Origin of the sequence: Janthinobacterium sp. GW456P (genome assembly GCF_002127655.1) — a bacterium.
Taxonomy (GTDB): Bacteria; Pseudomonadota; Gammaproteobacteria; order Burkholderiales; family Burkholderiaceae_D; genus Janthinobacterium.
In genome coordinates this window covers 61,169-73,342 of sequence record NZ_NEHB01000033.1, presented here as the reverse complement: position 1 = coordinate 73,342, position 12,174 = coordinate 61,169, and the positions used below count along the sequence as shown (strand labels likewise).

The window sequence follows — 12,174 nt, the reverse complement described above, 5'->3', positions numbered from 1 at the left end:
TGTACGTCATCTCGCCTTTTTCAACCTGCTCGACAACGCTCAATTTAAAAGCCAGGCTGTAATCTCGCTGACTGCGTCGAAACCCTTGTTCCATCGGACACTCCTTCTCTGTAACGAAAAAGTGTCAACTTATTCCAGGACGGATCAAGCGCATAAAAAAAGGCGTGCCCGGAGGCACGCCTTATGTTCATACCATCAACGGTTTATTCAGCCAGCACCGGCTTGGCGCCGCGCGCGTTCTGGAACAGCGGCACGGGATCATTGGTATTGACCTCGACCACCGTCACGCCCTGCACCACGCCAGCCACCTGGTAGCCGACGGCGCCCAGGTGGCGCTTGCCTTCGGCCAGGTTGGACCAGCTCAGCGAAACGGACGCGGTGCCGCCCACGTAGGCGGTGCCCGGCATCAGCGCCTTGAAGCTGCCGTTGTTCAAGCCCGGCGCCAGCACCCACGAGGACAGGGTGTAGTCGGCCTGGCCGTTTTGCGGCGCAAAACCGATCACGCACACCTTGTACGTGCCGGCGGCGGGCAGGCGCAGTTCCACTTGCTCATTGGAACTTTCATTGCCGCTGCTGCCGACCAGCACATTGGCGGCGTTGTAGACCTCCATGTCCATGTCGGTATTCGCACCGCCCGTCGTTTCCGAGTCGTAGGTGGCAAAGCGCGCCGCCAGGGTGCCGGCTGGAATCACCACGTTGTGCACGTTCACGCCCGTGGCGCCACCGGCCTTGCAGGCAGCCGAGGCGGCGGCGCCCGTCGTCGCCTGGCCGATCGTGCGCGTTTGGCGCACGGCTTCGACCAGACCCGACTTGACGCCGACCAGCGCGCCCGTGAAGCCCGTGCCCAGGGTCAGCACCTTGCTGCCCGTGGCCGCTTCGCTGCTGACCAGCGGAATGGCGGCCAGCGAGGTGCCGCGCGCCGTCAGCGGGCTGCGCACCGTGTGCGTGCCATCCGTCCAGCTCAGGGCGCCGTATGTCCAGGTATTGGCCGGCGCCGTGGTGCGCGTCAGCTTCACCTGATACTGCGCCTTGGCGCCCGGCGCCAGGCTCAGGCTCGTTGGCGTCACCGCCACCGTGTAGCCGGGCAGGCTGGCCGAGACGTTGTAGACGGCGCTGCTGGCGCCCACGTTGGTCACCGTGCGCGTCAGCACTTGCGTGCCCAGCACGTTGGCCGCCGTCAGCGACGCCAGGTTCAGGTTATAGGCGGGAATGGTGCCGACGGCCTGGCAGGTCGCGGCGCTGTAGACCTTCAGGTTCAGGCCGCACAAGAAGCGCGCATAGTCGATTTCCGACACGTCGTACACGAGCCCGGGATCGGCCGCGCTGTTCGGCGCGATGTGGCCGGCGCCCTGGCCCCATGGCAGCTGGCCCGAGTTCTTCGCCGTGGCATCCCACGACACGGAACCGTTCAAGCCATCGGGATACGTGCTGAACGCAGTCGTCATCAGCGCCGACTTGATGGCCGCGGGCGACCAGCCCGGATGCTGCTGCTTGAGCAGTGCCGCCACGCCGGCCACGTGCGGGCTGGCCATCGAGGTGCCGGAATAGAAATCCCATTCCGCCACCGGCGCCGCGCCGCCGGCCGCCACGGCATCGCGCTGCGCCGGCGTCAGGTCGGCCGTCACGCCGGCCAGGATGTTGGTGCCGGGCGCTGACAGGTCGGGTTTCAGGATGTTCGCGTTGGCCACATTCGGCCCGCGCGAGGAGCGGTCGCTGACGATAGGCGCCTGCACCGTCGTGTCGGCGACGGTGTGGATGTCGCCCAGTGCCGCCGTGCCGTCCGGATTGGACGCCATGAAAGCCTTCAGCGCGTCGCCCTGCGCCTGCGCCAGGTGCACGGTCGACAGCGTATGGGCCTGGTTGACGATGGTGTTCGCGCCGCCGGCCACATTGGCGATGACGACGCCCGCCGCGCCCGCCGTCCTGGCATTCGCGCTCTTGTTGACCAGCACGTTGCCGCCCCGGTCGCACACGAGTACCTTGCCCGCCACTTTTGCCGGGTCCAGATAAGCCGAGGTGGCATCGGCCGCGCCGAAGCAGCGCAGCAGATTGACGTCCGTCGGCGGCACGCCGGCCAGGCCCGCGTCGCGCGAGCGGATCAGCGGCAGCGCCGGCGTATTCGCATTGCTCGACGCGCCTTCCAGCTTGCTGCCGTTGCTGAGGATGACATTGCCCGCGTACAGGCGGTTGTGGGTGGAATTGGCCACCGTCGCCAGCCAGGGGCTGATGTGGGAGACGGGCGCCGGCACGTCGGGCGCCGGCGTGGATGGACCGGAATTGCCGCCGGAGGTGGCGACAAACACGCCGGCCGCCGCCGCGCCGAGGAAGGCCACTTCCGTCGGTTCGTCGAAGGCGCCGCCGCCCGCGTTCGGGCCGATGGAGAAGTTGATGACGTTGACGCCATCCTTGACCGCCTGGTCGATGGCGGCCACGCTGTCGGCCGTGGCGCAGCCGTTGCGGCCCGTCGAGGCGGCCGTCCAGCAGACTTTATAGGCGGCGATGCGGGCGCGCGGCGCCATGCCCGAGGCCTTGCCCAGCGATACGCCATTCGAGGTGGCGATGGCGCCATTGTTGCCGCCGGCCGTGGAGGCCGTGTGCGTGCCATGGCCGCCGTGCCCCGTCAATCCCGCGACGGAATCGCGCGGCGACAGGAATTCCGTCCAGTGCAGCGCCGCCGTGGAAGCGCGGTAGTAGCGCGCGCCGATCAGCTTATTGTTGCAATTCTCGGCACTAAAACCTTCGCCCGTCTGGCAGGTGCCTTGCCAGCTGGCCGGCGGCGCGCCGTACACGACATTGCTGCCGCTGTGGCTGGGCACGCCGTTCTCGTCGAGGCGGTCGGCAAAGGCCGTGTTCTCGGGCCAGATGCCGCTGTCGACGATGCCGATGATGATGTCTTCGCCCGCGTGCGCCTTGCCGCCCAGCTGCTCCCACAGGCCGCCCGGCTTGTCCAGGCCCAGGAAGCTGGGCGTGTAGCTGGTGTCGAGCTGCAGGATGGAATCGGCGCTGATGCTGGCCACGCCGCTGTTTTTCTTCAAGGCCCGCACTTCCTCGTCCGTCAGCAGGGCGGAAAAGCCGTTGAAGACGACGCTGTACTGGTGCGTGATTTCAGCCGCGCTGACGGTGCCGGCCACGGCGGCCTGCTTGCTGTCGAGGTAGCTCAAATAGGCCTGCACATCGGCGGCGCCCACGTTGATGCGCGTGCCGGGCGCCGGTTTGGTGGCGGCCAGGCCATCGACCTGGCCCGTGTAGGTGGCGGCCGGCTTGTCGACCAGCTGCACGATGTAGGAACGGCGTTCCTGCGCCTGCGCCGCTTGCGTCAGACTGGCGGCCAGCAGGAGGATGGCGAGTGAAACGGGACGTAATTTCATCTCACGCTCCTTGCACGGTGGAAGCTGCGGACTTGCCGGCGCGGCGGCGCGACAGCATGCCAATGGCGCCCAGGCCGGCCAGCAGCATCAGGTAGGTCGACGGTTCCGGCACGGCGCTGACGTTGATATTGTCGAGCGCGAACTGGCCCTGGTTAAAGGCGGGGAAATCGACGGAATTGCTGCACACGCCAGTGTCATTGAAAATGCAGGCGTTGAAGGTCAGGCCCGTGAACGCATAGTTGCTGAAGCCGCTCAGCAGGGAAGCGCTCTGGAAATGGTAATTGCCGTCGCTGCCCTGGCCTGGGAACGCCAGCGAGGTGCTGATCACCTGGCCGTTGCTGAGGGTGCCGCTCAGCTGCAGTTCGCCCCACTGCATGTTGGGCAAGCCGGAGACGGGCGCGATGAAGGAATAGTCGAATCCGGCCAGGCTGAACGCCTGGCGGTCGGCGCGCGCGAAATTCACGCCGCCGTCGTTGAGGATGGCCAGGTAGTTGCCGGTGGCGCCCTGCGGGCAGGCGGCGATGTCGCACGACGAACTCACGCGGCCATCGAGGATGGCGCCCACGCCGCTGACGCCGCCGCCGGCCGCCGTGGTCGGGTCGGCCAGGAACCGCAGGTTGTAGCTCGACGTATTGAGCGTCTGGCCGCTTTCATATACGTCGGGACGCAAATTATCGAAGGTCAGGACATCGGCCATGGCCGGCGCCGAGACCAGCACGGACACGGCGGCCAGCGTGGCCAGGACGGTGACGCGGCCGCGGGTAGCGGGCCGATTGGCGGTGGCGGGCGATACCCGCGCATGTGATGGACGATTCATTCTATTCCCTTGTTTGTTGTGGATAGATAGGTCGGCGGGTCTGGCGCCCGCTTTCAGCTTTTTCACAAAAGTGTCAACAAATATAGCAAATCGCATAAAACAAATATCATATTTTTAATATCATTTATTTATTTTTTATCTAAGCCTGCGAAACTTTGTTTTGTTTTATCTATGGAAGCTTGAGGAATCTCAACGTTACATTGGAACAACAATGCCTCGCACGGCAGACGTGCGCGCCAGCGTGCCGGCGCGACTTCAGATATGCTCGAAAACCGCGCCTGCCGCACCGTCACATCGCGGTACACCTGTTCCATCCTGGAACAGTCATCCCCTCCCTGCTCCGCATGAGGCCAGCCCCTGCGCCGATGGCATGAAGCTTGCACAACAAAGAGATCGACCGTGCTCAGGGAGCCGCATCATGCAACACTACCAACTGGCCGGCAGCGGCCGCACCGGCACGCGGCCGGCCCGGCGCCTCCTCGCGTACGGCGCGCTGGCGCTGGCTTTTTTCCTGCTGGCCGCCAGGCTGGACCTGGCCGAACGGCTGACGCAGGCACTCGGGCGCCACGAGCACTGGCAACTTGATGAACTGGCCCTGAGCCTGTTGCTGCTGGCGCTGGCGCTGGCCGGTTTTGCCGTGCGGCGCGGACGCCAGGTGGCGCTGCTGCTGGCGCAGAACCGCGCCCTCACGCAGCGCCTGCTGCGCGCGCAGGAAGAGGAGCGCTGCGCGCTGGCGCGCGAACTGCACGACGAAGTGGGACAGGACTGCACGGCCATCCGCGCCGCCGCCAGCTACATCCTGCGCGCGCGCGACGGCGACCAGGCGAACGTGCAGGCCTGCGCGGCCAGCATCGCCCGCTCGTCGGAAGCGCTGCATGCGATGGTGCGCACGATGCTGCGCCGGCTGCGTCCGCCCGTGCTCGACAGCCTGGGCCTCGAAGCGGCCCTGCAGGCGCTGTGCGACAGCTGGACCCAGCAGCACGGCATCGTTTGCCATTTCGCGCCGCAGGCCATTCCCCTCAAGCTCGACGACGGCACCGCCACCGCCATCTACCGCCTGGTGCAGGAAGGCTTGACGAACGTGGCGCGCCACGCGGGCGCCGACCGTGCCACGGTGGAATTGCGCGCCGATGCGCACGGCGTGCTGCACCTGGCCATCGAAGACAATGGCCAAGGTTTATGCCCGGATAAAACGCCGGCAGATGGCTTCGGCATGCTGGGCATGCGCGAGCGCGTGGCAGGCCTGCGCGGCCATATCCGCTGGATCAGCGCGCTGGGCAACGGCTTGCGCATCGAAGTGGCGATGCCCTTGGCGGCCGGTGCGGCATGAACGCGGCCATGACCCCGATCCGCGTGATGCTGGTCGATGACCACCCGGTCGTGCGCACGGGCTACCGGCGCCTGCTGGAACAGGGCGGCGACATCGCCGTCGTGGCCGAGGCGGGCAATGGCGAAACGGCGTATGCCCTGTACCAGGAGCAGGCGCCCGACGTCTGCGTGACGGATTTGTCCATGCCCGGCATCGGCGGCCTGGAATTGCTGCGCAAGCTGCTCGCCCGCGACGCCGGCGCCCGCGTGCTCGTGTTTACCATGCACGACACGCCGCAGCTGATCGCGCGCGCGCTCGACGGCGGCGCCTGTGGCTTCGTCAGCAAGCAGGCCGACCCGGAACACCTGGTCGACGCCGTGCGCGCGGCCCACGCGGGCCGGCGCTACCTCGATCCGCACAGCGCGCCCGGCGTACTGCAAGGCACGGCCCACAGGGAAGCGGAACGTTTAGACAGCCTGAGCCAGCGCGAATTCGAAATCTTCCGCCTGCTGGCCGAAGGCCGCAGCGCCGCCGACTGCGCCCGCCTGCTGCACCTGAGCAGCAAGACGGTGGCCAACCACCAGACCTGCATCAGGGAAAAGCTCGACGTGGCCGGCCCCGCCGCCCTCGTCCACATCGCTTTGCGCAATGGCGTCATCGAGCACGTCCAGCCTTAAAACGCGTAGCGCAAGCCCACATTCACGCTGCGCGGCGCACCGGCAGCATAGAAGGTCGCGTTGACCATCGGATAGTCGCCGTTCACGGCGGGCAGCGGCCGGGCGGCAAAATTGCCGCTGGCGTCGAAGCCCGTGGCACCCAATTGCGCCGCCGTCGCGTACTGCCGGTCGAACAGGTTATTCACCTGGGCAAACACGCTGAGCTTGGGCGTCAGCTGGTACTTGCCGTTCAGCTCGACCACGGCGTAGCCGCCGCTCTTGCCCGCGCCCAGGTACGCCGGTCCGCCCGCCTGGTGCGCGTTGTTTTCATTGCCGCGCGCATAGGAACTCGACACGGCCGTCATGGCCAGGCCCACCGTCCAGTCGCGCCCGCCCTGAACCTCCACGTGCGCCTTCAGGATATGGCTCGGTGTCAGCGGTATCCGGTTGCCGGGCGTGATGACGATATTTCCCTCCAGGCCGGGAGAGTCCGCGTCACTGCCGCTGTTGGCGCTGCCGTTCACGGTTTCCCGGCTTTGGTACGTCGCCTGCAGCCACGTGTAATTGACGCCGAAGTCCAGCGCGCCCGCCTTGCCATCGAGCGCCAGCTCCAGACCCTGGTGGCGCGTCTTGCCGAAATTCTTGAAGTAACCGAAACCGGCCTGGTTGTCGGCCACGAACAGGATGTCGTCATGGTTTTCCGCGCGGAACAGGCCAGCGCTCCAGCGCGCCACGTCGGAGAACTTGCCGCGCACGCCCGCTTCCCACGTCTTCGTGACGACTTGTTTCAAGGGCGGGTCGCCGGCCATGGCGTTGGGCAGGCGGCAAGGGTTTTCCGGGTCGGCGCAGCCAAGCTCGATGGCCGTCGGCGTGCGGCTGCCTTCGTTGTAACCAAGATACGCGCTGATGCCGGCGGCTGGCGCATACGCGAGGCCGATGGCGGGATTGAAGCGGCTGAAGCGGTGATCGCCGTCGAGCGAACCGCTGCCGCCGCCCGGCGTGATGGCGTCGCGGTTGCGCACCGTGCTGCGGTTGTAGCGGCCGGACACGGTCAGGGTCAGGTCGTGACTGAACGCCATGCTGTCGCTCGCATACACGCTCCAGGTGCGCATGCGGCCGTGCAAATCGACCCGGTTGTCGACGGGCGTGCCGTCGTCGTCGATTTCCGTGCCATCGGCAAAGAAGTCGACGGGCGTGATGCCGCGGTCGGGGTTCAGATAGCCGAACTGACTGGTCTGGCGGAAGGTGGCGTGGCTGGCATCGAAGGCGGCGCCGGCCGTGACGCTGTGGCGCTGCCCGGCCAGCTCGGCCAGCACGGTGAGCTGGCCCGTAAAACCATAGTTTTCCTGCTCGGTATGGCTGCGGTTGAGCATGCCATTGCACTTTTCGGCCGGCTCGTCGTTGAGCAGCACGTTGGCGATGCAGCGCCACTTCGGGAACGGCGTATTGATCGCATTCGCCCCGCTGGCGGGAAAGCCCGTGTAGCCGGCCGCCGCCAGCGCCGCGCGCTCGGCAGCGCCGGGCTGGTAGACGGACTGGTCGAGCGACTCGTCGTTCAGGTCGCCGTTAAACGTGTGCGTGTCGATCTTGCGGTAGTACACATTGCCGGACAAGAGCAAACCAGCGCCGGCCTGGTGCTTGCCCGTCACATTCAGCAGGGTCGACCTGTTCTGCGTCAAATCGGGCTTCGTGTAGACGCTACGGTAATCGCGCGCCAGCAGCCGCTGTTCCTGCAAGCCGTTGCCCGTCAGCGTATTGTCCGCGTGCGCCACGGTGACGGCGATATCGGTGCGCGCATCGCCCCAGCCCAGCTTGCCGAAGACCTGGCGCACGTCGGACGGGGAAGCGTCGCGCCAGCCGTCTTCCTTGTAGCGGTTGCCCGTCACATACCAGTGCCAGCCGCTGGCATGGCTGCCGCCATGCTCGACCTCGACGGCGCGCCGCTTGGCGGACCCCAGGCGCGCCTCGATGGCCGTGCCGGGATTGCTCTTGCCATCCTTGGTTTGCAGGGCCAGCGCGCCGCCCAGGGTATTGAGGCCAAACAGCGGATTCGAACCGGGCATCAGGGTCAGCGAGGCAATCGCCATGCGCGGAATCAAGTCCCAGCTGACGACGTCGCCGAACGGCTGGTTCAGGCGCATGCCATCGAGATAGACGGACAGGCCTTGCGGCGTGCCCAGCAGCGGCGAGGCCGTATAGCCGCGGTAGCTGACGTCGGGCTGGAACGGGTTGTTCTGCACTTCATTGACAACCACGCTGCCTAGGTTGCGGCGCAGGAAGGCGGAAATGTCGAGTGCACCACTGGCGGCGATCTGCTGCGCGCTGGCCGTCTGCACGGGCGCGGCCAGGGCATCGCGCGGCTGCTCCACGGTGGGCAGCGGCATGCTGCCCGTGATAATGACAGTGGGCAAATCGCCCGAGGCGGCCAGGTTCGCAGCGGCAAGGTCGGCGGCCTGCGCCTGGCACAGCGCCATGGCGGCGGCGGCCAATAAAGTCAGTCTCATGCGTATCCCCGTTGTATTTTATTAATTACTGTCCAGTATCGGACAGCCACCGGGGGATGGGCTAGGGAAAAACTCCCGCCGTGCAGCGAGGGAGTAACAAAGTTAGCGCTGCAAGGGCAGGTAGCTCTGTTTGAGCTGGCGCAGCACAAAACTCGATTTGCTGTGGCGGATGCCGGGGATTTTATACAGGCGTTCGCGCAGCAAGCGCTCGTAGTCGCGCGTGTCGCTCACCGCGATGCGCAAATAGTAATCGTAGTCGCCGGAGACGAGAAACGCTTCCAGCACTTCCGGGATCATCGCCAGCGCGTGGCCGAATTCGAACAGGGCTTGGTCGGAATGGTCGTCCAGGGTGACTTGCACGATGACGGTGTCGGCCAGTCCCACCTTGGCCGCGTTGACGTTCACCGTATAGCCCTCGATGACGCCATCGTCTTCCATGCGCTTGATGCGCGCCCAGCACGGCGACGAGGTCAGGCCCACCTTGGCGCTCAGGTCGTGCAGGCTGATGCGGGCATCCTGCTGCAGCGCCGTCAGGATGGCGAGGTCGAATTTATCCAGTTTCATTCTGTCACATCCTTATTTCACAGCAAATTTTGCTGAATTTGACATTTTATACGAGAAAACCAGCAGCCTTTTCTGCCACGGCAAGCAGAAAATAGACCCATGAAACCCGATCCCGCTCCCCTCCTCGCTCCCGCCCCCGATCTTGCGCCGCGCAACGGCGCCAGCACCCTGATCGACACCCTGCTGGCGCTGGGCGTCGACACCGTCTTCGGCTACCCGGGCGGCGCCGTGCTGCCCCTGTACGACGCGCTGCACGCCCAGCCCCGCCTGCGCCATGTGCTGGTGCGCCACGAACAGGCGGCCGTGCACGCGGCCGAAGGTTATGCACGCAGCACGGGCCGGCCCGGGGTCGTCTTCGTCACGTCCGGCCCCGGCATGAGCAATACCACCACGGGCTTGCTCGATGCCCTGTGCGATTCGGTTCCCGTCATCTGCATCAGCGGCCAGGTGGCCACCACCAGCATCGGCACGAACGCCTTCCAGGAATGCGACGCGCTGGGCATTTCGCGCCCCGTCACCAAGTGGAACCGGCAAATCCGCACGGCGGATGAAACGGCCGCCGTCGCGCGCGAGGCGTACGCGCAGGCGACGCAAGGCCGGCCCGGCCCCGTGCTGGTCGATTTTCCCAAGGATCTGCAACTGGCGCCCGTCGAAGAAACGGCGCCGCCGGCCCGCCGCACGCCGGCAGTGGCGCCCCTGCCCGACGACGCCGACCTGGAACGGGCCGCCAGCCTGATCGCCTCCGCGCGCCAGCCCGTGTTCTATGGCGGCGGTGGCCTCGTCAATTCCGGCCCCGATGCCTGCGCCGCCTTCGCCCAGCTGGTGAAACTGGCGGCCGCGCCCTGCACCTTGACCCTGCTGGGCCTGGGCGCCTTTCCCGCCTCGCACCCGGCCTTCCTCGGCATGCTGGGCATGCACGGCACGCCGGAAGCGAACCTGGCCATGCACCACGCGGACTTGATCGTCTGCGTGGGCGCCCGCTTCGACGACCGCGTGACGGGCCGCCTGGACGCCTTCAGCCCCGGTGCGAAAATCATCCACGTCGATATCGACCCGGCGTCGATCGGCAAGGTGGTGCGCGCCGACGTGGCCCTGCGCGGCGACTGCGCGCCCGTGCTGGCCACCCTGCTGGCGCAGCTGCGCGGGCGCTTGCTGGCCGACCGCCAGCCGTGGTGGCAGCGCATCGACGGCTGGCGCGCGCAGGACAGCCTGGCCTTCGACGACACACCCGGCGTCATCGCGCCGCAGGCGCTGATGCGGCGGCTGCAGGCGGCGCTGGACAGCATGGATGGCGGCGACGCCATCGTTTCCACCGACGTGGGCCAGCACCAGATGTGGGCGGCGCAGCATCTGCGCTTCGAGCAGCCGCGCCGCTGGCTGACCTCGGGCGGCGCCGGCACCATGGGCTACGGCTTGCCGGCCGCCCTCGGCGCGCAGATCGCGCATCCCGGCAAGCGCGTCGTGTGCGTCAGCGGCGACGCGTCGATCCTGATGAATATCCAGGAACTGGCCACGGCCGTGCAGCACCGCCTGCCCGTGAAAGTGGTGCTGTCGAACAATGGCTACATGGGCATGGTGCGCCAGTGGCAGGAACTCATACACGGCGGGCGCTACAGCCACAGCTACACCGAAGCGCTGCCCGATTTCGTCGCCCTGGCGCGCGCCTTCGGCTGGCAGGCGCACACGGTGAGCCGGCGCGACGAACTCGACGCGGCATTAACTACCTGCCTGGCGTCGGAAGGCCCCTACTTCCTCGACGTGCGCGTGCATGGCGCGGAAAACTGCTTCCCCATGCTGGCGCCCGGCGCGGGCCACCATGAGATGACCTTGTCCAAGGGACAGGTGTACAAGGAGCGGTAGGTCGAATTAGCGGCGGTACGCCGCGTAATCCGACACCAGCGTCTTGCAACAGTGTTGTCGGATTACGCGCGGCCTGCGGCCGCACTAATCCGACCTACGCCCATATGCGGTAGACCCAGTAACTCTCGTCGTCGCGGATGGCGCGCGCCAGCTCGGTGGGGCTCAAACCCGTGATTTCGCGCGTCTCGCGGCAGAAATGGGCCTGGTCGGCGTAGCCGCCGCTGGCGGCGACGTCGGACCAGGACGCCGTGCCCTGCAGGATGGCGCCGCGCTCGTCGAGGAACAGCTGTTCCGCGCGGCGCATGCGGCGCAAGGTGCGCATGGGCTGGCCGGCCCAGGCCTTGATGCGGCGCTCGATATGGCGCGCGCTACTGGCCAGACCCGTCGATGCGGCCTGCACGCCCAGCCGGCGCACCCAGTCCTGAATGGCGCCGGCCGCATGGTCGCCGTTCTTGCGCGCCAGCTGCCAGCGCGGCGCCAGAAAATCCTCCACCAGCCTGACGCGGGCCGCGTCGTCGGGCGCGGCCAGCACGGCATCCGACAGGGCCAGCCAGTCGGCATCGAACAGCGCGCCCAGGGGGCGGAACTGGTCCAGCAAGGCATCCATCGATACGCCCGTCAACGCATGCAGGGCGGCCGGATAAAACATCACGACAAAGGAATGCACGGGGCCGGGGTTGTAGCTGACCAGCGGATACGAACGGGGGCCGCCGAACAGCGCGGGCGGCATGCGCACGTCCGGCAGCGACAGGCCCGGCCCGGCCGCCTCCACGTCGCCGGCGACGGTCCAGATGATGCTGCACATGGGCGCGGCGGGAAAGCGGTTCAGGCGCTGCGCCGGCGGCAAGGGCGCGCAGCCCGTGGTGTCGCGCACGAGGATGGCGCGCACGCAGGAAGCGAGCGCGGCGCGCGGCGCGATCAGGCGCGTGACGGGGACAGGGGCGGGAATCGGTGTGGAAGCCATGCCGGCCATTGTAGCGGGATTTTTCGCCGCGCCACGCTGTCGTAAACGTTCAAGACAAGCGCGCCGGAATCGCTTAGAGTGTGATTAATATTGCAAGCAATCCTCGCACTTTCACCGTATCGTCAGGAGATG

Annotated in this window: 8 protein-coding genes; 3 read left to right on the top strand and 5 right to left on the bottom strand. The window is 66.8% G+C overall.

Translation table 11 applies throughout. The features are described 5' to 3' along the window. Window positions 1-203: 203 nt before the first annotated feature. Both CBW66_RS29730 and CBW66_RS29300 read right to left on the bottom strand, forming a co-directional pair. The gene (locus CBW66_RS29730) at window positions 204-3,368 is read right to left on the bottom strand and encodes a S8 family serine peptidase (RefSeq protein ID WP_086140399.1); all 3,165 of its coding nucleotides are present in this window, start codon (window positions 3,366-3,368) and stop codon (window positions 204-206) included. A 1-nt stretch (window position 3,369) separates the two neighbouring features. Continuing rightward, complete coding sequence (locus CBW66_RS29300; protein WP_205701198.1) at window positions 3,370-4,185, bottom strand: NF038120 family PEP-CTERM protein; 816 nt, start codon at window positions 4,183-4,185, stop codon at window positions 3,370-3,372. Between the two features lie 418 nt (window positions 4,186-4,603). Between CBW66_RS29300 and CBW66_RS23985 the strand changes: the two genes are divergently transcribed. Continuing rightward, window positions 4,604-5,515: a histidine kinase gene (locus CBW66_RS23985; RefSeq protein ID WP_170933060.1), complete on the top strand. Its 912-nt coding sequence runs from the start codon at window positions 4,604-4,606 to the stop codon at window positions 5,513-5,515. Between the two features lie 8 nt (window positions 5,516-5,523). Next, window positions 5,524-6,171, top strand: a complete 648-nt coding sequence (locus CBW66_RS23980) for a response regulator transcription factor (RefSeq protein WP_086140404.1) — start codon at window positions 5,524-5,526, stop codon at window positions 6,169-6,171. Here the strand turns inward: CBW66_RS23980 and CBW66_RS23975 are convergent. Continuing rightward, on the bottom strand, window positions 6,168-8,654 hold the full coding sequence (locus tag CBW66_RS23975; RefSeq protein ID WP_086140397.1) for a TonB-dependent receptor: 2,487 nt from the start codon (window positions 8,652-8,654) through the stop codon (window positions 6,168-6,170). The genes CBW66_RS23980 and CBW66_RS23975 overlap by 4 nt on opposite strands. Window positions 8,655-8,756: 102 nt before the next feature. Beyond that, window positions 8,757-9,218 carry an Lrp/AsnC family transcriptional regulator gene (locus tag CBW66_RS23970; RefSeq protein ID WP_070217690.1) on the bottom strand — a complete coding sequence of 154 codons (462 nt, stop codon included), beginning with the start codon at window positions 9,216-9,218 and terminating at the stop codon, window positions 8,757-8,759. A gap of 99 nt (window positions 9,219-9,317) precedes the next feature. Between CBW66_RS23970 and ilvB the strand changes: the two genes are divergently transcribed. Next, window positions 9,318-11,078 carry a biosynthetic-type acetolactate synthase large subunit gene (gene ilvB, locus CBW66_RS23965; protein ID WP_086140396.1) on the top strand — a complete coding sequence of 587 codons (1,761 nt, stop codon included), beginning with the start codon at window positions 9,318-9,320 and terminating at the stop codon, window positions 11,076-11,078. Window positions 11,079-11,172: 94 nt separating this feature from the next. Here ilvB and CBW66_RS23960 read toward each other — a convergent pair whose 3' ends face one another. Further along, window positions 11,173-12,042 (bottom strand): helix-turn-helix domain-containing protein, encoded by an 870-nt coding sequence (locus tag CBW66_RS23960; protein WP_086140403.1) that lies wholly within the window; start codon window positions 12,040-12,042, stop codon window positions 11,173-11,175. Window positions 12,043-12,174: the final 132 nt, after the last annotated feature.